General features: G+C 32.6%; 13 protein-coding genes. 6 read left to right on the top strand and 7 right to left on the bottom strand.

Annotated features, from left to right (window positions below; all coding sequences use genetic code 11):
* The first annotated feature begins 126 nt into the window (after positions 1–126).
* Positions 127–2,172, top strand: a complete 2,046-nt coding sequence (locus J5Y03_RS13125) for an acyltransferase family protein (RefSeq protein WP_245208888.1) — start codon at positions 127–129, stop codon at positions 2,170–2,172.
* Positions 2,173–2,712: 540 nt separating this feature from the next.
* Positions 2,713–3,930 carry a helix-turn-helix domain-containing protein gene (locus tag J5Y03_RS13120; RefSeq protein ID WP_209406394.1) on the top strand — a complete coding sequence of 406 codons (1,218 nt, stop codon included), beginning with the start codon at positions 2,713–2,715 and terminating at the stop codon, positions 3,928–3,930.
* A 213-nt stretch (positions 3,931–4,143) separates the two neighbouring features.
* Here J5Y03_RS13120 and J5Y03_RS13115 read toward each other — a convergent pair whose 3' ends face one another.
* The 5 genes from J5Y03_RS13115 to J5Y03_RS13095 all read right to left on the bottom strand — a co-directional run bounded on the left by J5Y03_RS13115 (position 4,144) and on the right by J5Y03_RS13095 (position 15,359).
* Positions 4,144–6,609, bottom strand: a complete 2,466-nt coding sequence (locus J5Y03_RS13115) for a cohesin domain-containing protein (RefSeq protein ID WP_245208896.1) — start codon at positions 6,607–6,609, stop codon at positions 4,144–4,146.
* A 64-nt stretch (positions 6,610–6,673) separates the two neighbouring features.
* Positions 6,674–9,322, bottom strand: a complete 2,649-nt coding sequence (locus tag J5Y03_RS13110) for a hemoblobin-interacting domain-containing protein (protein WP_209406389.1) — start codon at positions 9,320–9,322, stop codon at positions 6,674–6,676.
* A 239-nt stretch (positions 9,323–9,561) separates the two neighbouring features.
* Entirely contained in the window at positions 9,562–12,591 is a 3,030-nt protein-coding gene (locus tag J5Y03_RS13105) for an ATP-binding protein (RefSeq protein WP_209406387.1), read from the bottom strand.
* A 158-nt stretch (positions 12,592–12,749) separates the two neighbouring features.
* Positions 12,750–13,877, bottom strand: a complete 1,128-nt coding sequence (locus tag J5Y03_RS13100; RefSeq protein ID WP_209406385.1) for a response regulator — start codon at positions 13,875–13,877, stop codon at positions 12,750–12,752.
* Between the two features lie 450 nt (positions 13,878–14,327).
* Positions 14,328–15,359 carry a YeiH family protein gene (locus J5Y03_RS13095; RefSeq protein WP_322099581.1) on the bottom strand — a complete coding sequence of 344 codons (1,032 nt, stop codon included), beginning with the start codon at positions 15,357–15,359 and terminating at the stop codon, positions 14,328–14,330.
* Between the two features lie 143 nt (positions 15,360–15,502).
* On the opposite strand from J5Y03_RS13095, the gene J5Y03_RS13090 reads away from it, so the two are divergent.
* Positions 15,503–16,390, top strand: coding sequence for a LysR substrate-binding domain-containing protein (locus J5Y03_RS13090; RefSeq protein WP_209406383.1), 888 nt, complete (start codon positions 15,503–15,505; stop codon positions 16,388–16,390).
* 208 nt (positions 16,391–16,598) lie between these two features.
* A complete protein-coding gene (locus tag J5Y03_RS13085) occupies positions 16,599–17,042 on the top strand; it encodes a cupredoxin domain-containing protein (RefSeq protein WP_209406380.1) in 444 nt (147 codons plus the stop codon).
* Positions 17,043–17,151: 109 nt separating this feature from the next.
* On the opposite strand, the gene J5Y03_RS13080 is transcribed toward J5Y03_RS13085, so the two are convergent.
* The gene (locus J5Y03_RS13080; protein WP_209406378.1) at positions 17,152–18,972 is read right to left on the bottom strand and encodes a PAS domain S-box protein; all 1,821 of its coding nucleotides are present in this window, start codon (positions 18,970–18,972) and stop codon (positions 17,152–17,154) included.
* A 417-nt stretch (positions 18,973–19,389) separates the two neighbouring features.
* Between J5Y03_RS13080 and J5Y03_RS13075 the strand changes: the two genes are divergently transcribed.
* Positions 19,390–20,922, top strand: coding sequence for a thiol-activated cytolysin family protein (locus tag J5Y03_RS13075; RefSeq protein ID WP_245208887.1), 1,533 nt, complete (start codon positions 19,390–19,392; stop codon positions 20,920–20,922).
* A gap of 385 nt (positions 20,923–21,307) precedes the next feature.
* Here J5Y03_RS13075 and abc-f read toward each other — a convergent pair whose 3' ends face one another.
* Positions 21,308–23,236, bottom strand: coding sequence for a ribosomal protection-like ABC-F family protein (abc-f, locus tag J5Y03_RS13070; RefSeq protein ID WP_209406376.1), 1,929 nt, complete (start codon positions 23,234–23,236; stop codon positions 21,308–21,310).
* An 883-nt stretch (positions 23,237–24,119) separates the two neighbouring features.
* Between abc-f and J5Y03_RS13065 the strand changes: the two genes are divergently transcribed.
* Positions 24,120–26,339 (top strand): EAL domain-containing protein, encoded by a 2,220-nt coding sequence (locus tag J5Y03_RS13065; protein WP_209406374.1) that lies wholly within the window; start codon positions 24,120–24,122, stop codon positions 26,337–26,339.
* Position 26,340 lies beyond the last annotated feature (1 nt).

Here is a 26,340-nt window from a genome sequence, read left to right as displayed (position 1 = left end):
GCTCTTCAGTCGGTAATATTACTATATAAATAAAGAAACCTGATTATGGAAAGGGACAGCTAGAAATGAATTATCCGTTTGTTCAACACATTAATTTTTTTACAATTATGCCTTCAGGACACAAAAATGAAAACAATCATTTCAATACAACGTGTAAAGAGAAAAGAGGTTACGATTATGTCTAATCCTGGGAAAAACAATTTTCGTTATATGCCAGGATTAGATGGTCTTAGGGCACTAGCTGTCCTTTCCGTAATAGCCTACCATTTAAATATTCCTTGGGCACAAGGTGGATTTTTAGGCGTTACTGTATTTTTTGTCCTCTCTGGTTATTTAATTACTGATCTATTGTTTTCGGAATGGAGCAGAAATAAAACAATTGACTTAAAAAGCTTTTGGATCCGTCGTGCTAGAAGACTTTTACCTGGAATGTTTACCTTGTTAATCGTATTGATTGCATGTGTCTCACTTTTCGAGTCATCTTTATTACCAAAATTACGTCAAGATTCGGTAGCTGCTATTTTTTATTACAGTAATTGGTGGTACATATTTCATCACGTATCTTATTTCGAATCATTCGGAACACCTTCTTTACTGAATCATTTTTGGTCCTTGGCTGTAGAAGAACAATTTTACCTTATCTGGCCAATATTTATATTAGTTGGACTTCGTTTTACCAAACGAAAAAGTGTACTATTTTTAATTACTATTGTAGGTGCAGCTATTTCTGCTATTTTAATGGCTGCTATGTATGAACCGGGAACTGATCCAAGTAGAGTTTACTACGGAACAGATACTCGAGCCTTCTCCCTTCTAATCGGAGCAGCTTTATCCTTTATTTGGCCGAGTAGAAAACTTTCAACTAAAATCGAGAAACTTGGTCGTACTACGATCGACTTGATGGGTATTTTAGGTTTAGTTATCTTTTTTATAATGGTTAATAATACAAATCAATATGACAGCTCTGTTTACCAAGGCAAAATGGTTCTACTGTCAGTTTCTACGGCGGTGTTGATTGCATCCCTAGCACATCCTTCGAGTAATGTTAGTAGATTTTTAGCAATGAAACCTTTAAAATGGGTTGGTTTACGCTCATATGGAATTTATTTATGGCATTATCCTGTCATTGTATTATTGAGCCCAAAAGTAAATACTGGTGAATTTAATTTATTTCTATCAATTTTCCAGTTAATCGTCATATTTGTTCTTGCTGGACTTTCTTACCGTTTTATCGAAGATCCAATTCGCAAAGGCAAATTAGGATTACTTTTCAAAAAAGTACGTTTAGGTCAATGCAGCATGAAGGAAGTTTATTTTAAACATATTGGAATGATTACTTCAGCAATTGTAATAATTACAGTAGCCCTTTTTGGAATGACTAGTATCCATGGTCCAAAAAATGCAAAAGCTAGCTCTGAAGTCGATGCTATTAGTACATTACCAAATACTCCTTCTAATAGTACGAAAAAGAATGTAGAACCTTTAAATCCTTCTAATAAAGTTGATAAAAATAGTGCTACAGCCCAATCACCTCACGTAAACGAGAAGTTGAAAGATCAACAACAATCTTCTCAAAAATCTGATGAGAGTAAAGCTTCAACTAAGCATAATGATACAAATTCAACATCAAATGAAGGATTACCTAATAAAAACGAAAAGAAAGCTTCAGCAAATACAAACACGAACACAAATACAAAATCGAATAAAAACATTTCAATTATTGGAGATTCCATTGCAATTGATGCGGTCCCTTACCTGAAAGAGACATATCCAAATCTAGCTGTAGATGCTCGAATTGGAAGACAATTTATAGAAGCAAATAAAATTGTCCAAAAATTTAAAAGCATGAATTGTCTAGGAGATACTGTCGTTATCGAATTAGGTACAAACGGTGCTTTTTCAAAAAATCAAATGAGATCACTTATAAAAACAATTGGGACTGACAAAAAAATCCTATTTGTCAATACTCGCGTCCCAAGACCATGGAGATCGTTAGTAAATACAACTTTAAACGAAGTTTCATCTGAATTCCCTAATACAAAAGTAGTCAATTGGTATGCAGTAAGTGCTAATCACGATTCATACTTTACAGAAGACGATGTCCATTTAAAGCCAACAGGTGCAAAAGTATTTACCAAAATGTTAATAAATGCAATTGAGAGTGTAAATTAAAGTAGTTTAATAGATAAATAGATTTTTCTTTTTATATAGCTCCCCTAAAATGATCACTTATTTAAGGTTCATTTTAGGGGATTATTTTATATAGTACTTATAGTAAGGCTCTTTTCTAAAAGATTGTTGCTTTTGGGTATAAAGACAGAAGTTGATTACAATGGAAGGTGCGAGACTCCTGTGGGAATAGCGTGAAGGCTGAGACCCCGCAGGCTTGCCGAGGAGGCTAGCTCACGCCACGCGGAAAGCGAGTATCCTGGAGTTGTAATCAACTAACACCTTCTTTAATAGCAACAATGTATACGAAAACAGCCTATAGTAACTTGGGGGAATTTATTATAGGAATTTTTCCTCTCTTCAACACATATTGACAAAGGGAACATACTCACTTGTCAGAAAATATAGAATTTTATAAAATACAAAAAAAGATTTCAGTATTATACTATTATTACACTACCTATCTTAAAAATATCTTCTATATACTTGGGGGAATTTAGAGTTTAAATTAATCAAAATTTCAATATAAAGGGGGAGTAAGAAATGTATGAGGGGAAAATCATTAAATATTATCGTGAAAAGAAACAGCTTACACAAGAACAACTTGGAAAAGGAATTTGTTCTACGACACATATTAGTAAAATTGAAAGATTACAAACTGAATATGCCCCAGAAATCATCACCCTTTTATCAAAGAAATTAGAAATAAACATTCATGAAGAAATACAAAACCTTTTTAACATAAAGAAACGCTTATCTGATTGGCACGATGCTATTATTATGCAATTATTTGACGAAATGGATCGTATTAATAATGAACTAGAAAATGAAGATTTAATCCAAATCTCTGATTATATGTATTTGTATAAATTACTTCGAGCTAGATATCTACTTATGCATAGGAAAACCAAGGAAGCATTAATTATCATTAATGAGATCCAAAAAATCGAACATAAGCTAACTTCCTATGAAAGTAATCTACTAAAACATGTATTAGGTATGTATTATTTAGAACAAAAAGATTTCCTCAAAGCAATTCAAATATTAAAAGAAATACAAATTGAAATTTATAATAATCCTGAATATTATTACCATCTATCTATGGCATATCATACAATCGAATCACCTGCTTTGGCTTATTTTTATGCTGAAAAATCCCGTCAATTTTTTAAAGAAATAAATAGCTATCTACGGGTAATTGATGCGGAAATGATTATGACTATTCAAGTGAAAGATGTCTATGATAATGAAATAATAAAACGATTTGAAAGCTTAATACACAGCTGTGACTTATGTAATGCACCTGAACGAAAAGCAAAAGTTAAACATAACTTAGCTTACGAACTATTTCGAAGGGGAAATTATGAGCAAGCAAGTAAGTTTTATAAAGAATCTATGAGTCTTAAGGAAAAAGGTTCTGACACTTACTTAATCTCTTTGGAAGGCTATATCCATAGTTCATTTGATGGAAATCTTCTTTCAAAAGCGGAATTACTACAACTTGCTGAAGAAGGATTAGAAACCGCTATTAAAGATAATCAATTATTATATAAACACTTATTCACTCTTCACTCTTTGTTAATTCAATCGAAAGAACAAGAATATCATCAATACCTGCAGGAAGAAGCGTTGCCTATGTATAATAAATTTGGTTTTTCTTTTTTAATTCAACGCTCAAAAAAGGAATTATTTAATTTCTACAATAAGACAAGGCAAGTTGATAAAGCATTAGAGGTTGCTAGGGAATTAATCATCCAATAAATAAACAATTAATGTCATCTTGAAAACCAATGCTTCTGGAATTAGTTTTTATATATTCTATAAGATAATTTATCCCGCATTAACAGGTAACCACTGAAGGTAGTTTCACTTTATTAAAATGGCTGCCCACAAATCAGAAATACTGATTTTTTGGACAGCCACTTTTTTCTTTTATGGTCTGAATATTAGTATCTAATTAGTCTACATGAAAAATCAATAAACATAATAGTTAACGATTAGATTTCTTTTTTTCATCTCTTTTCCTACTTGTTCAGCCTGTTTCTTGTCAATGAAATCTGCATAAATACGGTAGATAGAACCTTCTTTTTTGACAATTACATTCGCACCTTTATAATTGTTCTTTATCGCTAATGCTAACTTATTTACATACGATTTATTTTTGATAGCACCTAGTTTTAAATGACCGCTATATTTAACAGCAGCTTTGATAACTGTAGTCGGTAAACTAAATACTGTTTTTCCAAATTTAGTTCCCGTTTTAGCCGTAGGTGTAATTTCATATAGAATAGATTTTCCTATATCTTTCTTAGTCAATACATATGAACTCTTTGTTTCATTAGAAATCAATTTTTTCACATATGTTTTCGGATCCACGCGATACCATTTTATGATAGGTGCCCCTTTAAGATCTCCTTCAGTATCTTGGTATACGTAATATGCTTTTAAAGTAGCATTCTCTATTGTATTTCCGATTACTTTAGCATTTTTAATAATCGGTGCAGCATTCATAGTAATGACAGGTCCTACAAACGCACTCATTACTCTACTTCCCTTTATTTCTCCCGTTTTAGCTATAGGTTCTACTTCAAAACTAATAAATTTACCTTGATCTGCTAACGTTAACTTGTAACTGGATTTTGTTGCACCCAATATAACCTTTTTATCCGTACCTTTTGCATCGCTTGCACGATACCATCTATAAATAGAATGTCCTTGTTGGTCGTTATTTTGATCTCTATAGATATATTGGCCATTAAGAGTTGTATTAACAATTGTATTACCAATGACTCTTACTTTATCAGCTGTCGGAGCCTTATTCGGAATATTGTTGTTCATATTTTGCATATATAACATTGTAAATGTACTGAATTTATTAATATTAAAAGCTATTCCTTGTTTTCCATTAGCATACTCAATCATATTCCCTTTTACAATTTCTTTTGTTCCATCATGATGCTCAATATAAATAACTAAATGGTTAAGCATGTCCACTTTTTCTTTTTCACTAACTTGAAGTCCATTAGGTAATGGTAATGTAATTGTGACAGGATGATTTTCCATATTTGTCTCAATATTCATCGGTATACCTAAGACTTTTACATCTTTCCCACCAACAACTTCTTTAACAATTTTTTCGTTCAATGCTCGGTCTTTTATTACTTGTTTCTCATCTTCTTTTCTTACTGGCATGATTCTAAAATAGAGATCATCCTGAGAATCCACTAATGATTTATTAGGTATTGTAATTTTAGCTGATTCTGTAGAAATCTCTAGATTCATATTATTAACGCCAAGAGTATCTACTGAATTTTTCGGAATATTGACTTTTATCACCGAAACATTATCCTGTTTATCCGGTAAAAAAATTCTAGATGTATTTCCGCCAACTTGTTTTAATTTTTGTACTGATTCTTGAATAAGATCATGAGTAATATTTACTTCATCAGTTACTTTACCATTCTGGTCAGTTGTACGATTCAACGGTAAACTTATTTGACCATCTATATTTGATCCTGTATCAGATGAGTTATTATTAGACGAGCCGTTATTAGATGAACCATTATTCGATGATCCATTATCCGATGATCCATTATTCGATGAACCATTATCCGATGATCCATTATTCGATGAACCATTATTCGATGATCCATTATTCGATGATCCATTATTCGATGAACCATTATTCGATGAACCATTATCCGATGATCCATTATTCGATGAACCATTATCCGATGATCCACCATTATTCGATGAACCATTATCCGATGATCCATTATTCGATGAACCATTATCCGATGATCCATTATTCGATGAACCATTATTCGATGAACCATTATCCGATGATCCATTATTCGATGAACCATTTGACGAACTGTCATTAATTACTGTAATCTTCCCATCAGTAACTTTTGTTTCTATTATTTGATTAGAACTATCAGTAAAAATTAAATCTGAACTATTTGCATTTATAATTTTTAAAGGGGTTTCTCCATATAAACTAGATGATTTAATTTTAAACTTTATAGAGTAAAGTGATTTTTCACCAATAATCGGGTGATCACCACCCAAAGTATCTACCCATGCCGCTGTAATCCACCCGTCATTATTGTTATAGTTCGATACAAAACAACCATCTCTATTATCCGGACAGTTTGTTTCGTCAGCACTTCCGTGTGATGGAGTTATGCTAACCACCTCTAATGCATTAGGATCAAAACCAACCTTCATGCCATAAGATGAAATGCCAGCGGTCTGTTGTTGAACAGTAACAGGAATATCAATTATTTGGCCACGTACCCCTTCAACATTCCCAATTAAAATACTTGTATTTTCTTGACCTACACTAGCTTTTGAACTAAGCGGATTAAAAGTTACACTGGCCAAAAAAAAGATAATTGTAGCTATATAATATATAGTCTTTCTTATTACTTTTTTCATTTTCACGCGATATTTCCTCCTAGATTACGAATCTCATGTTCTAGAAATCTACTTAAACTATTTGTCATGGTGTATATTTACCAATGTATTGATATACATTCTTATCATACATTTTCCATTGGTACTTCATATACGTAGAAGAGCCCCCAATAAATGACTTTTTCCGAATGATAGTCTCTTCTTTGTCTTCTGGTAGTATTGGGTTAATTGAATTCGGATCTCCTAATACATCGACCACTTCACCATTTCGTTTCAATACTAATGCAGTGACTGTAATAGGATTCCGATTCATCTTGTCATTAACACTTAATGGAGTTTCATCGTTGAAATACAAATTATTTGTAACATCAAAATAATCATAAAAAATTGAATCTATGATGATATATGACATACTAAAATTATTTTTATTATTAATAGATAAATTAGTTGTACTGTTTTGGTGGGTAATTTTATCGTATTTATGAACCTCTAACACATAATCTGTACCCAATTGTTGTAAAGAACCCCCTGCATAATATAACTCAATAGCTCTTTTGCCACCCAATCCTTGTAAATATTCAGAAATAACCAAAACTGGTGTTGTTGGTTCCTTTATTGCAGTAATAGGGATATTGTTAGTGGTCATTTCTTCTCCACTTTTCAAAGCACTAGCTTTAACCGTTACGCTGAAATTTGGAATATCTGCATCAAAATCAGGACCATCATATTCAAATATCAACATTGCGGTTGTATCATCCATTCTTGCAACATAATAATTCAAAGCAGATGGAGCATTGTTAAGTTTGAAATCATCCGTACTAAGATCATCTTTAAACTCTGCTCCTGTAAGTGACAACGTTACTAATGCACCGTCTAAGTTATCCTCTCTTAAGTCTTGCGGATCTGTTAGTGCCGTTAATGTCACAGTATGAGTAGCTGTTGTTATCTTTTGGGTACCATCGCTTAATACAGAAGTGCCAGTAGTTAGTCCACTTGAAGCAACTGGTACTACTTCAAAGAAAATATATTTATTCTCATCTTCATTTTGAATCGTATATGTTTGTGTAGTTGCCTCTGGAATAGCTACTTTATCAGATCCATCCACTGAATCAGATCTGTACCATTGAAACTTTGTATTTCCTTCTGGATCATTTTCGATGTCAGAATACTGGTACATACCTGTCAGTACATTACCTACTTGTGTATCACCAGAAATCTTCACTTGACTAGCTGAAGGTGCTTCATTAACTTTTATTTCTTGTAAAACACTTGCATCCTCATAACCTTTAGCAACAACTTTTATTTGATAATTTTTCGCTACATTAAAAAGATTTTTATTTAAAGTAATTTTGCCATCAGATAAACTGTAGTTGTCATTTAAAGAGACGCCATCCAGTAAAACATCCTCTATAGCAGCTTGCCATGTAGGATCATCATTAAAAGTAATTTCAATATCCGTACCAAGATGATTCACAGAATTGTCGGCACTTAACTCTGGCGGTGTTTCTAATTTAATAGCATCTTTATCTACCGTTTCGTTTACCCAACCAATAATATGATTCTGATCATCAACAGAAACTATAAATAGTTGTTGACCTGCTTTAATAGAAATATCGGCACCTGTATTTAAAGAGTTCTGATAATCACTGGCATCATCTCCTAAATATGGGTGAGGATATTGTCCAGCATCACCGACTACATATTTTAACTTTCCTTGTGGAACTACGATTGCTTTAGTTGTTCCAGAGGCACTTCCCTTTTCCCATGTGAATCCTTGAAGAGTTGGAGCAAAATCTACAACCTTTGTACTTGCACTACTTATAACTTCAGATCCATTCACATTACCACTTAAAGCAACTGGTTTTACTCCAAAGAATAAATATTTACCTACGTCTTCGTTTTGAATCGTGTATGAAGATGCTGTAGCTCCTTGAATAGCAACTTTATTCTGACCATTTTCATCATCACTACGATACCATTGGAATTTTGGTGTTCCCTCAGCATCGTTTTCAATATCAAAATAATGGTATGAACCACTTATTGTTTGATTAACTTTAGCAATGCCTGATATTTTCACATCAGAAGCAACTGGAGTATCATTTTCATCACTTATTGTTACAAAATACTCATTATTTTTTATTACACTCGGTTTACCTGAATAAGCATTCAAGATTTCAGTAGCATCTTTTGACGTTATTTGACCGTCGCCATCTACATCCAGCAATTTCTTTTTGTCTTCACTTAACGTAACCTTTCCATTGATTACTTGATAAACCAATAGAGCATCTGATGGTGAAAGAGATCCATCGCCGTCAATATCTCCTATTTTTGTTATATTTACTTTAAACTGGTCGTTTATTATTCTCCCACTACTATCTGTTGCAGTCGCCTTAATAGTAGTCACTCCATTTGATATGAGAGTTAAGTTAAGTTTACTCCCTGAAATTGAACTATCAGCAACGCCTACATTACTTGAGGAAGCTGATAGACTGATAGAATTAGAATCTAGAAAACTAAAATGTTGACTAAGGTCAATTGAAAGTACATTTTGATTAGTCGATAAGCCTGGTTTCATCCAACTTACATCACTTGCTAATATAACGTCTCCTTTTATACTAAGAGAAGATGACACTGCATTACTAACCGATGGTTCTACCACAGTTGTGATGAGAAGCAAGGGTAAGCTCATAACTTTCATACTAAAAAAATGGTGTCTTTTTGACTTTTTCTTCATTCATTAACCCCTATTCTATTTTTTTATTAGTTATTTCAACGTAACATATAACAACTTAACAAAATCTAAACAACGAAACCTATCTTTTATATCTTCCAAATTACTCTTCAAAAGAAAAAGTGACTCATAAAAGCGGAAATCGCCCTTATTGAGTCACTAGTAAATTCATCAACTATTCTAGAAAGAATGCCATTATTTAGGACAAAAAATTACTCCGATAATCGACACATCGTCTTTCCTTAATCTATATTTCTCATTTGATTCGAAAGTGGTATTTGAAGTGTTACGTTAGTCCCTTCTCCAACCTTACTTTCAATTTTCAGTTCTGTACCATACAAATTTTTAAGTCTCTGCTGAATATTTTTCAATCCAACGCTCTTGGTAGTAGAGTCTCTTATAAACAACTCTTCTATTCGTTTCTTATCCATCCCAACACCATTATCTTCAATGCGATAATAAGCAAACAGCTCATCTTTATACGCCCTAATCTTCACGGTTCCTCCTTCTAAAAGACTACCAATCCCGTGACGAATCGCATTCTCTACAAGGGGCTGAATGAGTAAAGGAGGTATTCTTACATCCATCATCGAAGCTTCAATCTCATAATCTATTTGTATTCTCTCTTTGAATCTGGTCTTCTCAATTTCGACATAGGAACGAATAAGAGAAATCTCTTTTTCAAACAAAATATATTTGTTTGTATTACTAAAATCAAAGCTTCTTCTTAAATAATCAGAAAAATCGATCGTTAGTTTACGTGATTTCTCCACATCTTTATAGCTTAACGCCATAATTGTATTCAACACATTGTATAAAAAGTGCGGCTTAATTTGTGATTGAAGGAATGCACTCTCCATTTCTAGTGATTTCGTAACTGCTTCCTTCATAGATAATAGACTTTGAACACGTGCCTTTAATTCTGCTAAATCAAAGGGCTTTTGTAAAAAGTCATTTGCACCTATTTGAAAAGCAGCTAGTTTATCTTGCTGTTGAATTGCTGCTGTTACGAGTAAAATAGGAAGTTCCACTAAATTGTACTGTTTTCTTATCCATTGACAGACTTCATATCCTGACATCCCTGGCATCATCAAATCTAAAATGACTAAATCAATTGAGCGATGTTTTTTCAATTGCTCTATCGCTTCGTAGCCGTTTTTGACTGCAATGACATTGTATTCGGATGATTCCAATGCATCTAGTAATACTTTTAAATTAGAATATTGGTCATCGACTATGAGGATCGTATAACGTCCATTATTTCTAACATAATACGGAGTCGTGAAGGAGTAGCCACTTTCTTTCACAACGATTTCATCCATTTTCTTTGCAGGTGCTTGGACATCTCTATTTGTCGCAGCAGGAAGAGTGAACGTAAAGATTGTTCCTTTCCCTATCTCAGATTGCACTGAAATATCCCCACCTTGTAGCTGAATAAGTTGCTTCACGATGCTTAGTCCAAGCCCAAACCCTTGATAATTAGTCGTTTCTAAGGAATAGAATGGTTCAAATATAGAGTGAAGATAATGGGGTTCAATTCCTTTCCCCGTATCTTTAACCGAAATTTCAATGACGTCATCCAGTTCTTTTGCTAAAACGGCGACATATCCGTTCTCTGTATGTTTAATCGCATTGTCAATCAAATTACTTAAAATTTGTTGAAATCGAATTTCATCTACAAACACATATGAAAGCTCTTTTGGAACTTCGTTTACTAGCTGAATATCCTTTTCCTTTGTCATAAATGAAAAGATTTTGAGCATCACCGTTGTTGCTGAATGTACATCGACACCCGTTGGATGTGTAGATAACATCCCTTGTTTTAATTTAGAAAAGTCAAGAATGTCGTATACAAGTTGTGATAATCGACTCGATATACTTGTAAGTAGCTCTAATCTTTCTTTATGGTCTGGATGAAGCTTTGTTGCCGATGTTTCCATCATAGATTGTGAAATATTCATAATTCCATGAAGTGGTGTTTTAAACTCATGCGATACCCTCGTCAAAAAATCATCCTTCAGCTTATCTGTCTTAATTAATTGAACCGATAGTTCACTAATCTGTTTATACGTATTTGATAGACGAAGTGACATTTGCAAAGCAAACATTAATAGGAAAACAAATGGTTCCACTGGTGGTAATGCTGTTTCAGAGGTTTTCCAAAATTGCTGCACTCCTTGATAGGCACTGTATTCCATTATAGAAAGTATAGCGAAAAATATATACACACTTCCCTCTACTTTATGAAAGATTGCTGTTACTAAAACGTAGATCATATATAAACAAATCATCGTACCAATTATAAGCTGGGCATAAAGAAGTGGACTTGATACAGTATGAAAAAAGAGTTCAAAAACTGTTGCAAGTAGTCCTATGGCAACACTTATTTTCATAAAACGTTTATAATAAAACTGCTTGAACGATAAATATATGTAAATATTCAGTAGCGTGAGATTTAATGGTGCAGTCGAAAATTGAATTCGGGTAAAAGTGGAATACGAAATACTTGGAAATAACATATAAATTACTTTTTCACCATGGGACGCAATGTACAAAGAGAGTACAATAGAAAATAGTCCGAAAAATAGAATTGATAAATCCTCTTTGCGTTGAGGGTATAAGCCGATAAAATAAAGTCCCATGATGAAAAATCCAGTCACCATAATCCACTCATGTATAATTGCTTTTTCTCTTAACTTCATAATATCTTCATATTTTCCTAGAAAAATGGACTGCTTGATTCCTCCACCAGCTGAGTAATGATAGTTAGCTACTTGAACAATTAGTTCATTTATTCCTGGATTAAGTTTAATATAGCTGACATACGGTGTGTTTTTTGCTGTATAAGACTTATCGTTTTTCGGAATTCCACTTTCGCCAATCGTTTTTCCATTCACGATCATTCGATTCGACATTTGAATATTCGTTGTTTTAATACCGTAAATTGGACTACCATCTCGTATATTTATTTTTAAACGGTACGTTGCACTTCCAAAATGATTCCACCCACTTGGAACCTTAATAATCTTAGGAGAAAGTGCTGGAAACTTTTTGAAATCGTCTGGATACAAAATACGACCTTTATAAAATTCCCATTCACCATCTAACGGAATCACACCATCTACTTTAAAATCCCACATAGATACATCCAGGATGCCATTTACCGCAATTGGCGTATTCGCCTTCTTGTTAGAAAGCAATCCTATCACGAGTCCATACACATTAATTAATATAACTAGACAAGTGAAAGCTATAATAAGCTTCTTTTTCATTTCTTGTTCCTCATATTTTCAAAATATTATAGTAAAAACTTAATCTATCTTAACAATGTAATCTTCGTTTTTACTATAACTAGTAGACTCTTAACAAAATCTAAAAATCGTCGAATCCCTTATCTGTTCTTGGGGTTATTAAAGATTTACTAATTTAATCAGTCAGTCCTTGAAAAAGTGGGCTGAATTATAAGCGTTTCATATAGTTTGACTGTCTCATCTTCCAACGAAACTCCTAATTCTTCATATATAGCTTTTTCTAATTGAAAATATACTTTTATCGCTTCTGAACGATTTCCCATTTGTATATATAACTTTATAAGCTCTCTTCCATATTTCTCTGAGTCTGGAGAAATGTTAAATAGTTTTTGCAAAACAACTAACGCAAACGGTGAATTTTCTTTTTTTGAAATATCATACAGCTTCTGAAGAGAGTGCTTATATTTTTTACGTAGTTCTATGCTTTTTTGCACTGACCATAAATAATCGTCTTCTGCCATATACTCACCCCTATATAACAAATCCAATTGATTATACGTATCTTCGTCTATAGACTCATTTAATAAAACGGTTTCTATTTTTTCCTCGAATACATTCACATCACAAATGAAATGCTCAATTTCTAAAATATATCCTTTCCCAACTTTTTTAATCTCTGCGAGTATATCGTGAGCTTGGAATGTTTTTCGCAAATAAGAAATACACGTATATAAATACGCTCTAGCTTTCTCATAATTTAACTCTGGCCATAGCTCGTTAATAATTACTTCTCGATCGATTACTTTTCCATAATGATGGATAAAAAAAGCACAAAGTTCTTTTTCTTTCGATGTTCTCCACTGCACAGGCTTATGTACATCACCAGAAATATGTATTTGAAATCTATTTAAACATTGTCCATAAACATAACGTAGTATCTTAGATGTAGGGCGTTCCTTTAATCGACTAACTGCTTTTTTTAATCTTTCTCTTGAGATTGGTTTTAACAAATAATCCGTTGATTGGATATCAAATGCTTCAACAGCATGGTCAGAATGAGCGGTCGTAAAGATAATTTGTATGTCTTTATGAAGTTCACGAATTTTTCTTGCCAGTTCCAATCCCTTCATTCCTGGCATTTCGATATCTAGAAAAACCGCATCAACGTCCATTCGATCCATTTCATCTAATGCATGAAATGGATTAGTAAATTTACCAATAATATTCACAATCCCTATATCGAGCAAAAGAATTTCTAACATATCAAGAGCATGTTCTTCATCATCAATTAATGCTATGCGAATCATTTAAATCTCCTTCATGCTTTTTTTATATTTTAGTTCATTACACAACATTGTTGGTATTTTCAAAAATTCGCTCCATTTCAGCAGCAGAACTACCAAGATTCCTATTCAGGGTCTCAGTAGTCCATTTTTTCCGCAAGAGAGTCATAGAGATATACTGTCAAAACAACTTTCTAAAAAACAACAATAAAATATAAAAGAGCTCATATTTTATATAACCATCAAATCCACTGACTATTTCTTTATATTTTCAGCAATACTAATGTAATAAACTACATATATTTTACAGAAAATGTAAAATAATGACGAGAACTAAATCTGAAATTTCAGCTTTCTTAAAAAATTTACTTCCTTTTACTAAAGTTGAACTTTTGATGAAAAAGATTATTTTTAATTACTTTTTTTAAAATCGAGAAAATTTATTTATACTTTTGAAAAAATGTTTAAACACTTTTATAAAAGAACCTTTATAAGTACAACAGCAGATATAATCTGAATTATAGCAATCCCTCCAGCGTAGATTGAAGCTTTTGCACCTTGTTTAATCAGGTGTCTAAAATTTACTCTCATTCCTATACCGGCAAGAGCAATTATTTCAAAGTTATTGCTTATTAATTTAAATACTTTAGAAACCTCAGTTGAAAATACTCCTACTGAAAATAAAGTACACATAATAAAGAAGCCGATTACATACCATGGTACTTTTATCTTTGAACCTGACTTTCCACTATTTTGCTTGGAAGACTTCTTCTTCATTGTTCCGAAGCTTAATACAACAAAAACTAGAAAAATGATTCGCACTATTTTAAAGATCGTCGCTAAGTCTTTGACATGCTCATTTACTAAACTACCACTTGCAACAACTTGCCCAACAGACTGAAGGACACCGCCTATTAGTGCAGATGTTTTTATTGTATCTGTTGAGTAAATTAGCCCGGCAATGAATGGAAGGACGAACATTAAAACTGTCCCAGTAACATTAACAATTGTAATCGCTATGCCTCTTTCATCATCATTTGCTTCGACAACAGGAGCCGTAGCAGCAATAGCAGAAGAGCCACATACGGCATTACCACTTGCCATTAAAAATCGAAAGTTTTCTGAATACCCAAGTTTTTTTCCTAATATAAGTGCAAAGACAATTGTAATCAGCATTTGTAATACGATAAAAAGGACCCCGGATCCTCCTAATTTAAGGAGAGTTTGAGCACTCAATGTTCCACCAAGTAGAACGATAGAATAAGATAATAGATCACTTTCAGCAAATTTTGTTCCTGTTGCAAAGATTTCTTTGTTTCCAAATGTATTTCCAACTGCCATACCTAAAAAGATTGCGATCGAAGCACCACCTAAACTAGGTACATAGTTTCCTATAAATTTTGCTATCCAAGCAATCAACATACATGCAAATAATCCTGGTAAAATGCGAACAACTTTACTTTTTTTTACGATTCTTCTCGTTGACTTCGCTAATTCTAGTTCCACCTGAAATCATCCTTTCAAAGTAAACCCTTCTCTGATGTGAATTTTTTATAGTTTGAGTATAATATGGATATAATCATAAGAAAAATATATATTTATCATAATAACCATTAAAATTATTAATGATTAAAAAAGGATGAAACAGTATGATTGATGAGCTTAAAACATTTATTGCAGTTGTTGAACATAAGAATTTCACGAAAGCTGCTGAAGCGATTAATTTATCTCAACCTAGTGTTAGTTTACATATTAAGCATCTTGAAGAATATTTTAAGGCATCATTGATCCAACGTTCAATTAAACAAAAGACGATTTATATAACTGACTCAGGAAATTTACTATATGAACGTTCAAAACAAATAATTAAGTTATTAGAAGATACAAAAAGTGAATTACTTGATTATGGAAATGCTGTAAAGGGACGATTACGAATAGGAGCCAGTTTTACGATAGGAGAATATTTTCTACCAGGTTTTTTAGGGCAGTTTACTAAAGCCTATCCCGATTTAGAGCTAGAAGTTGCTATTGAAAATACGCACAACATTTGTGAAAAGGTTAAAAATTTTCAAGTTGATATAGCATTAGTTGAAGGCACAGTACCTTCTAACATCTTTGAAACAAATCATTTCTATAAAGATAAAATGGAGATTGCTGTTCCGTATAATCACGATCTAGCTAACAAAGATTTTTCAATTGAAACAGTACAAAATCAAACTTGGATTAGTAGAGAAGTTGGATCTGGAACAAGAGAATATTTAGAGCTTTTCTTATCTACTAATAATATTAGTGCTAAAAATGTCATTGTATTTGGAAGTAATTATTCTGTAAAAGAAGCAGTTAAAAATAACTTAGGAATTACAATGATCTCCTCCCTAGTTACCGAAACTGCATTAAACAATAAAGAAATTTGTATTTTAAAAACTCCGCAGAATTACACTCGTCATTTTTCATATGTTTTACAAAAAGGAATTATTCCATCAAAAGGCACGCTCGTATTTATAGATAAGCTAAAAAATTATAAGTTCTTTTCGTAAACTTTGTTGCCATTTAACAATGAGATAAGTTGATTTCCACTCAAGAATACTCGCTTTCCACAGAGCAGGCGGCAAGCCTGTTCCCTATTTCCTGCCCTGCGGTTTATGAAAAAATTATTATTCACCTCTAGATGAAAGTTAAGAATTTATAGCGAAATTGAATGATACTATAAGGAAGCAATCTAATTTGAGAGGAGCTATCTAACTTATGAAAAAGAAAATGGTTTTCTTTTTTACCTCAGTAGCTTTAATGACAACAATGCTAAGCGCTTGTGGAAGCACAACAAAATCAACGGACAAGTCTTCAGCAACAACGACTGCATCTAGCAAAAAATCCGATACAACAACTACAACAAAAAAAACTACTGCTACAACTGCGTCAACAGGAAAGGTAGTTAATATTAAAGTAGAGGCAAAGGATTTCGAATATGATAAAAAAGAAATCCATGTTAAGCAAGGAGAAAAAGTAATGATCACCCTTCACAGTGATGATGGTGGTCATGGTCTTGCAATTCCAGCTTACAACGTTAACATTCAAGGAAATAAAAGTGCTGAATTCACAGCAAATAAAAAAGGTACATTTGAATACCACTGTTCTGTAGTATGTGGGTCAGGACATATGAATATGACTGGAAAATTAATCGTAGAATAATATTCTATTTAAAAACATTTAAAAGTATTTTATTTTGTAACAAAAAATCAAAGACACTATCAATATTTTTTTGATAGTGTCTTTTCTATACTTACTATTACAAATGATATTAGATCGAAATAGGTAAAGTAATATCTACAGTTGTCCCCTTGTTGATTTCACTTGTGATGTTGATAGTACCTTGATGATCTTTAATAATTTTGTTACTAACCAGTAAACCTAAACCTGTTCCCTTCTCTTTTGTCGTGTAAAAAGGTTCCCCTAGTCTAGCCAGCAAATCTTTTGAAATGCCACAACCGTTATCAGAAAAGCGAATAAGAACTTCATTGTCATTTAGTAGTTTTGTTTGAATACTGATTTCACCATTTTCTGAAGTAGCATCCAAGGAATTCTTCATAATGTTGATAAATACTTGTTTTAACTGATTTTCTTCGCAGTTAATTGCAACTGAGGTATCTCTAAATTCTTTATTAATATTTATACTTTTTAAATTAGCTTCAGATTCAAGAAACATGACAACATTTTCAAGAATACTGTGCAAAAGAATCGGTTTCACATGAAGATCTTGTGGTTTTGCTAAGACCAGTAGCTCGCTCACGATAAAATTAATTCGTTCTAACTCAGACAGCATGACGTCAGTGATAACGGTGTTTCCTGAAATCTCTGGTTGTAAAAACTGAATAAAGCCTTTTAATGAGGTTAGTGGATTTCTTATTTCGTGCGCAATACTTGCAGCCAATTCTCCGATAACTGACAACTTTTCTGTCTTCATAAGAAGGTCTTCGTTTTGTTTCCTCTCAGTAATATCTCGTGTTATGTTGAAAAAGTGACGACATTCGCTATCAATGCCAAAAAAAGGGATCCCTCTTGATTCCAAATAAATCCAGTTGTCATTTTCAAGCATGTATCGATACTCACAGATAATAGGTATTTTTTCTTTTAGCATATATGAAAATCGTTCACATACGAAAAGAGAATCATCTGGATGGATTTTTTCAAAGTGAATTCGATCAGTTCCTAGTTTTTTCATATGTGAAGGTGAGCTATAAGATACATCTCCATTTTGGTTAATCACAGAAATAAAATCTACTGTATTTTCAGCAATAAACCTGTATTGTTCTTCACTCTTACGCAAGGCTTCTTCTGATTGTATTCGTTCTGTAATGTTACGTGAAACAAGCAGATATTTCTCTATCTGACCGTTCTCAGATAAGATTGGTACACAACGTGTCTCCAAATAAACCCATGAACCATTTTTATGTTTAAATCTAGTTTCGATTTGCACAATTTTTTTATGAATAGAAATTGTTTGACGGAGATTTACGATTGTTTCTACATCATCAGGATGAATAAAATCAAAAGTATCCGCCTGAAGATATTCTTCTAAGGTATATCCTAAGTGAAGCTCTATAGATGGCGATACAAATATTTTTTTCATGTTCACATCGTATGTGCTGATAATATCGTTCGTATTTTCTACTAATACCCGGTACCTTGCATCACTTTCCCGTAATGCTTCTTCAGCTTTTTTACGGTCTGTAATATCTCTGGCGATAACAGAAGTACCAACCATATTCCCTCCTGTATCTCTTACAGGGGAAGCTGAGAGACTTACATGAATAATCTGTCCATCTTTTCTCCTTCGAATAGTCTCATATCTTGAAACCTTCTTTCCAAAGAATTTAATCGGACGAAATATTTCTCTCGTCTCGTTTATTAAATGTTCAGGTACAAGGCAGTACGGATCATTCAACAGGTCTTCATATGTCCATCCATAAATTTGTTCAAAGGCATTATTGATTAGAAGTATATTTCCTTGCATGTCTCTAATCGAAATAGCGTCAGTTGTAGTTTCGACAAGAGACTGAAGTAAATCTTGCATGTGGATATGTTCTTTACTTAAATTTGTTCGTAGAGTGTCTTTATCCATGGATTTATTCCTGCCTTTTAAAAAAATATAATTAATAATATTTTCGACATATTTTATAAAAATCCTTGAAGTGTATAATAAAAAAATTGATTCCAATATCTTCCTAGAAACATATTTTATAAACTTCATAACATTTGTTACAAAATAACCGAATAAATATTTCAACATAACTTCGAGACGCATTTTACATAAAAAGAGTAATTAAAAAGAACAATTATTTATGCCATTTTTACTAGTTACCCCACCTCATCTAAACCTGGATGGAACTCAATTCCCGTTTTTTAATTATATTAATACAGTTCATTCGACCTTCAATCTTCATTAATAGCTTGCATTCTATTAAGCTAAATTAAATCTATGTACCTATATTATCGACAAAAATGATTGTGATATAATTTCGCGAAAGGAGGAGGTTGTTTGAAGATTCTAAATTATTCTAAAATAACAAAATCATTAGTAAGTTTGTCTCTAGGTTTATGTATTATTAATTATCCATTTATTTCATTTGCAGAAACTCTTACTACTAGTTCAGTCAGCGAAACAAGCATACCGAATGACATTGATAACGGTATAGCAAACTTAAACTATAATAATAGCGAAATTTTAGCTGTAAATGGGGATAAGATTGATAGTTTTGTCCCAAAAGAAGGCGTTAATTCAAATGGAAAATTCATCGTTGTTGAACGTGAAAAAAAATCACTTACTACTTCACCAGTGGATATTTCTATTATTGATTCGATGGCAAATCGTACGTACCCGGGAGCATTACAACTTACAAATCAAGCTTTTGCTGATAATCAACCTAGTTTATTAGTAGCAAAAAGAAAACCATTGAATATTAGTATTGATTTGCCTGGTTTAAAAAGTGAAAATACAACCACTGTAAGTAATCCAACGTATGGTAATGTGTGTGGTGCAGTAGATGAGCTTGTTTCGAATTGGAGCGATAAATATTCAGCAACTCATACTTTACCTGCTAGGCTACAGTATGCAGAATCCATGGTTTATAGTAAATCTCAAATAGCTAGTACTCTGAATGTTAACGCTAATTATCTGGATAATTCACTAGGAATTGATTTTAATGCGATTGCTAGTGGTGAGAAAAAAGTGATGGTTGCGGCTTATAAACAAATATTTTATACAGTAAGTGCAGAACTACCTAACAATCCATCAGATCTTTTTGATGATAGTGTTACTTTCGATGAGTTAAAACGAAAAGGGGTAAGTAATCAATCCCCACCTGTTATGGTATCAAACGTTGCGTATGGTAGGACTATTTACGTGAAATTAGAAACAACTTCGAAGAGTAAAGATGTACAAGCTGCCTTTAAAGCATTACTTCAAGGTAACAACAATGTTAGCACTAGTGGGCAATACAAAGATATTTTTGAAGACAGCACCTTTACTGCAGTAGTATTAGGCGGCGATGCACAAGCACATAACCAAGTCGTCACAAAAGACTTCAATGAAATACGAAATGTCATTAAAGATAATGCAACATTTAGCTTAAAGAACCCAGCCTATCCAATTTCATATACAAGTGTTTTCTTAAAAGATGATGCAATTGCTGCTGTTCATAACAATACTGATTATATACAGACTACCTATACAGAATACTCTAAAGGACAAATCACTCTTGATCATCATGGTGCATATGTTGCTCAGTTTGACGTATCATGGGATGAATTTTCATATGACCAAAATGGAAAAGAAGTCCTAACGCATAAAACTTGGGAAGGAAACGGTCAAAACAAAACTGCACATTACTCAACAGTTATACCACTTCCACCTAATGCAAAAAATATAAGAATTTTAGCAAGAGAATGCACAGGACTTGCATGGGAGTGGTGGAGAACAATTATTAATGAATACAATGTTCCTTTATCGAATGATATAAAAGTTTCTATTGGTGGAACGACATTATATCCATCTGCTAGTATTAATTACTAATAAAATTAAACGGCTGAAATCCTTTTAATCAAGGACTTCAGCCGTTTTTTAATAAGGCTGTTTTCGTATATATTGTTTCTATTTTAGAATGCGTTAGTTGATTACAACTCCAGGTTGCTCCCTTTCCGTGGGGCGTGACCTGAGCCTCCTCGGCAAGCCTGCGGGGTCTCAGCCTTCCCGCTATTCCCACAGGAGTCTCGCACCTTCCGTTGTAAACAACTTTTGTGTTTAAAAATTAAAAATCTCAAAAGCAACAATCTATTAGAAAAGAAACATACATGCTAATAAAATTCGCACCATGGTGCATGAAAATAAGGAATCATCTTATTGGGATTGTCTTTTAAGATGTTATTTTCAGGATAGCCTTAAATAAATGATTCATTCGTTAATTATTACAACTTAACCAAATTTCCATCACTGAATCAAGTTCTTTGCTTAATTCTTGTTTTTTACAATATATCGTATTAAGCTCACCATAACCCATTTGGCCTGCGGACATAGCTAAATCGATCTCTTTTATTTCTTTTTCAAGCCTTTCTATCTTTACTAAAGCCTTTGCCATAACTGTTTCCTGACTTTTACCTTCATTATTATTTTTTGGGGGTTTACTTTTCTTACTTTTTTCATCAGGCTCTTTCACTTCTTGTAGACTTACCTTCTCTTTTTCACTTTTATAGTAATCGTAATTTCCAAGATAGCTTTTAAAAACATGTTCCTCAACAGCAATGACTCTTTCACTCATTTTATTAATAAAATATCTGTCATGAGAAATAAAAAATATTGTACCTTTGAAATCTTCAAGAGCTTCCTCAAGTGTTTCGATGGAGTCAATATCCAGATGATTTGTAGGCTCATCGAGTATTAATAAATTTATGTCTTGGTATAAAAGCATGCCAAGCTTTAATCTGATTCTTTCTCCCCCTGACAATTGCTTTACTTTTTTAAAGACACTACTTTTATAAAACATGAATTTAGATAAATATTCTCGTTCTTTTCCTTCCAGAATAGAAATATCTTCCCTAAAACATTCCAATACTGTGAACTCTTCATTTTTAAACGTAATATTTTGTGGTAAATACGCTGCAATTACACTAGCACCTAATTCCACCGTACCACCATCCGGATGTTCTTCACCTAACAGCATCTTAAGGAAGGAAGTTTTCCCACTTCCATTTGGACCAACTAGCCCTACTCTTTCACCATAATGAATCATTAAATTCGCAGCTTTAAAGAGCACTTTATCCTCGTAACCTTTTGAAAGTTCGATCGCCTTAATCGTTTCATTTCCAGATCGCTCGGTAGCTTTTAAATTAAGTTTCATGTTTTGTTTTTCAAAAACTGGTTTATCAATTCTGTCTATTTTTTCGAGCTTTTTCTGGATACTCGCAGCTCTTCTAAAGAACTTGTTATTATCGGCTCTCATAGCCCAGTCTCTTAAATCTTTTACCGTCTTTTCCATGGCATTTATCTTTTTTTGTTGCTCTCTATAATGCTCATATTGAATCCTTAAATTTTCTTCTTTTTGGGTAACAAATGCCGAATAGTTCCCCTTATAGGTGATTGATTCCATATCCTCAATTTCAACAATTTTTGTTACGACATTATCTAGAAAATATCGATCATGGGATACAATTATGACAATTCCTTTATAGCTCTTAAGGTAGCCTTCTAGCCATTCAATCGAGTCCATATCTAAATGATTGTTAGGTTCATCTAGTAACAATATATCAGGATTATTCATTAAGAGCTTTCCAAGGCCTACGGTTGTTTTTTCTCCCCCACTTAATAAATCAAAACCCTTATTTAAAAAGCGTTCATCGAATTTCAGCCCTGTACAGACTTTAGAAAATTTTTCTTCTTTTTCGTATCCACCCTTTACTTCATATAATTGAACCAATTCACTATACTTTTTTAAGGCTTTTTCTAAAGGTTTCCCTTCTAAAATCTTCATTTGTTCTTCTATTGAACTCATTTGACTCTCAATGTCGTGAATTTCCTCAAATGCTAAATTTAAAACATCCTTAACTTTTAAACCTTCTGGATAGTGCGGCACTTGTTCAAGGTATACAATATTCGAATCCTTCGGTAAATTAATAATCCCCTCATCATATCCATGGCTAGAGGTTTGAGGATAACCCGGATAGTAATTCATCGGTAAGATTCCTGCGATTATTTTAAAAATCGTGCTCTTTCCGCTTCCGTTTTCCCCAACGATTCCAACCTTCTCTCCCGTAAAGACTTCAAAGCTTATATTTTTAAGAACTAAAGTAGCGTCCATATATTTTTTAATCCTGTTTACCGATAATTCAAGCATAATCATTCCTTCTTTCATCCATAATTAGGCTTTATGGACAAGGCAAAGAAGATCTTCAATACTATTTATTTGTAAATAAAAAGACCGTAAGAAGATGGTTCTTCTTACAGTCTAAAATAATCAGTGAATATAAATTATTGAAAGTATCACTAAGCAAAATGCACACTTAAAAAAGCACATTTTTATGCCTATATACTTCACACCTTTATAGCTGGCGTGAAATTCCCAATAAATTATTATCTCGATTTTATTAGTAAAGTAAGTTACATTCTTAATTGCCTTATTCCATAAAGAGCGCATATCAAATAAACCTACAAATTAGGTGAATTTACACTCAATACAAAATCATATTAATTTGAAAAGAAATTAATATTAGCAATTAGATGGCATCATAAACTTACTTACCTCCTTCAAAATTTTCTTAATTATCACATTGTTTATCTTTTTTGTAAATAAGCAAATTGCTGAGTTTTTTTAATATGAAGTAATGCACTTTAATTTTCCCCCTAAAATGAACTGTTCATACAATTTATTAGTAGTATTCTAATGTCATTTCTTCATTTTCATCCAAGTATTCAATCATCTCATACCAATAGTCTGGCGTTATTACCCAAGGTGAGCAAATACTTCGTGGCAAACATAAGGATCCATTGTCTAAACTCATCCAAATTCAAAGTGATCAACACGATATGGATCATAGTATTCAACAATATACCTGATAATTTCTTATTATTTACCGATAAAAAGAAGGAGATTGTCGAAAAATAGGATCGATTGTCTTATTATTGGGAATTTTATCAATAATATTTTGCAACGGGGTAATATTAGAATTATTATTAAATTATGAATTTTTTATTGCTAACGAGTTAGGGCAGGTGTAAAAATGTGTAATACGGAACCATTCTACATAACAAAATCTAAGAGACTATGTAGAGAAAGTAATATGGACCCAGACAAGATAGCTAGACCAAAAAAGTTTATGACGAATCAGGAACTATCTATTAAAAGAAAGTCCTATGGTGAAATTTTATCTGTTGTCAGTTATTTCTCAAACAAACTCTTAGATTCATTAAAAGGCACGCCTATATTAGTCGTTATCTCTGATTCTGATGGGTACTTGTTAGATATGGTAGGTGACGAAACAATCAAGTCTACCATTGAAAAATTTGGAATTGAAATGGGAAGTCTTTTTACGCAGGAAGATACGGGTACAAATGTTATAAGTTTATCTTTAGAGCAAAGGCATCCTATAACATTGATAGGTGAAGATCATTATCATAAGTTTCTTTATGGAGTAGCTTGCTACGGTGCTGCATTTCATTACACGGATGAAGATAATTTACTTGGTAGTGTTTGTATAATGATGCCAATTTCTTTTCAAAATCCTTTATTTTTAACAATGTTATCTCAGGCTGTCGATTCAATTGAAAGAGAATTGTTACTAAGAAAGCAAAACAAGAAACTTAATATCATGAATCAAATTATGTTAAGTAGAACTAGAAATGGAATAGTTATCACAGATGAAAAAGGTATTACAACCGAATTTAATGATTTTGCTCAACAAATTTCTAATAAAAGTAGAAGTTCTGTAATTGGAAAGTTAATTTATGATTCGGATTTAACTGGAGAGTATTTCAAAAGAGTATTAGAGCATGAAGAAAAATATGAAAATGAAGAACTTAAGTTTAAAAATAAAAATGGGGACCAAGTAGTTTGTTTATTTGATGCACAGCCGATATATGAAGATGATAGAGTTGTTGGTGCATTTGGTCAATTTAGAGATATAACAGATCGATATTTAATTAAAGAAAAATACAACTACTTAGCTTACCATGATGATCTAACAGGATTGCCAAACAGGCGTTATATACAAAAGGAAATCGATTCACTTATAAAGAGTAGCCAAGAAGGAAAAACAACTAAGTTGGCAATACTATTTTTAGATTTAGATAGATTCAAAATAATAAACGATACCTTTGGCCATTCCAATGGGGATCTATTGCTAGTAGAGGCAACAAAAAGATTACTAGGATGTCTGGGGAAAAATGATAAGCTCGCTCGTTTGGGTGGAGATGAATTCATTTTCCTATTAAAAGATTTTGAAGATGAAGATTATGTTATTCAATTTGCAGAACGTGTGTTGGAGCTATTTAAGGATCCTTTTTCCGTTAATGTAAATCAATTTCATACAACTGTAAGCATTGGGATAGCTATTTATCCAAATCACACTATTACACTCGAAGAATTTATGATATATGCAGACAATGCTATGTATAAAGTCAAAACTCATGGTAAAAACGGATATGCTGTTTATACATCTGATATGCTAAATAATTCGATTGAGGAATTAAAACTTGAAACTGATTTAAGAAAAGCATTAGACAATAACGAGTTTCTATTGCATTATCAGCCTCAAATTTGTAATAAATCTGGAGGAATAGTTGGAGTAGAAGCATTAATTAGATGGAATCATCCAAAATTAGGTTTAATTTATCCAGATAAGTTTATAAATTTGGCCGAAGAGACTGGATTAATCATACAAATTGGAGAATGGGTCATTAGGCAAGCTTGTATACAGAATAAAAAATGGCAAAATTCCGGAATAAAGCCATTTAAGATTGCAGTTAATCTATCTACTCAACAATTTTTTAAATTGAATTTAGTTGAATATGTGAAGAAAGTATTGGATCAAACTGGACTAGCTCCTGAATATTTAGCATTAGAAATAACTGAATCTATGGCTATGGATTTTAATTATTCTCTAAAAGTTCTAAGACAATTGAAAGATATAGGTGTCTGTATTAGCATCGATGATTTCGGAACTGGATATAGTTCTTTAAGTTATCTCAAAAATTTTCCAATTGATTATTTAAAGATTGATCGATCTTTTGTTAGCGATATTATGGTTGATGATCACGATGTTAACATCGTGAAAGCGATTATAACTTTAGCACACAATCTCGGCCTAAAGGTAATTGCAGAAGGGGTTGAAACAAAAGACCAATTACATTTTTTAAAGAAATATAAATGTGATGAAATTCAAGGCTATCTATTTAGTAAACCTATATCTGCTGAACAATTTGAAGAAAACTATACTAATTAGT

It is taken from the genome of Gottfriedia endophytica, from assembly GCF_017814275.1.
Classification (GTDB): domain Bacteria; phylum Bacillota; class Bacilli; order Bacillales; family Bacillaceae_G; genus Gottfriedia; species Gottfriedia endophytica.
Note: the sequence above shows the minus strand (reverse complement) of the source record. Positions and strands in the feature narration are given on the sequence as shown.

Excerpts from the sequence above, each read along its gene's own strand:
- J5Y03_RS13090 (WP_209406383.1), top strand. The coding sequence starts at position 15,503 with ATGATTGATGAGCTTAAAACATTTATTGCAGTTGTTGAACATAAGAAT.
- J5Y03_RS13105 (WP_209406387.1), bottom strand. The coding sequence starts at position 12,591 with ATGAAAAAGAAGCTTATTATAGCTTTCACTTGTCTAGTTATATTAATT.
- J5Y03_RS13120 (WP_209406394.1), top strand. The coding sequence starts at position 2,713 with ATGTATGAGGGGAAAATCATTAAATATTATCGTGAAAAGAAACAGCTT.
- J5Y03_RS13110 (WP_209406389.1), bottom strand. The coding sequence starts at position 9,322 with ATGAAGAAAAAGTCAAAAAGACACCATTTTTTTAGTATGAAAGTTATG.
- abc-f (WP_209406376.1), bottom strand. The coding sequence starts at position 23,236 with ATGCTTGAATTATCGGTAAACAGGATTAAAAAATATATGGACGCTACT.
- J5Y03_RS13065 (WP_209406374.1), top strand. The coding sequence starts at position 24,120 with ATGTGTAATACGGAACCATTCTACATAACAAAATCTAAGAGACTATGT.
- J5Y03_RS13115 (WP_245208896.1), bottom strand. The coding sequence starts at position 6,609 with ATGAAAAAAGTAATAAGAAAGACTATATATTATATAGCTACAATTATC.
- J5Y03_RS13125 (WP_245208888.1), top strand. The coding sequence starts at position 127 with ATGAAAACAATCATTTCAATACAACGTGTAAAGAGAAAAGAGGTTACG.
- J5Y03_RS13100 (WP_209406385.1), bottom strand. The coding sequence starts at position 13,877 with ATGATTCGCATAGCATTAATTGATGATGAAGAACATGCTCTTGATATG.
- J5Y03_RS13085 (WP_209406380.1), top strand. The coding sequence starts at position 16,599 with ATGAAAAAGAAAATGGTTTTCTTTTTTACCTCAGTAGCTTTAATGACA.
- J5Y03_RS13080 (WP_209406378.1), bottom strand. The coding sequence starts at position 18,972 with ATGGATAAAGACACTCTACGAACAAATTTAAGTAAAGAACATATCCAC.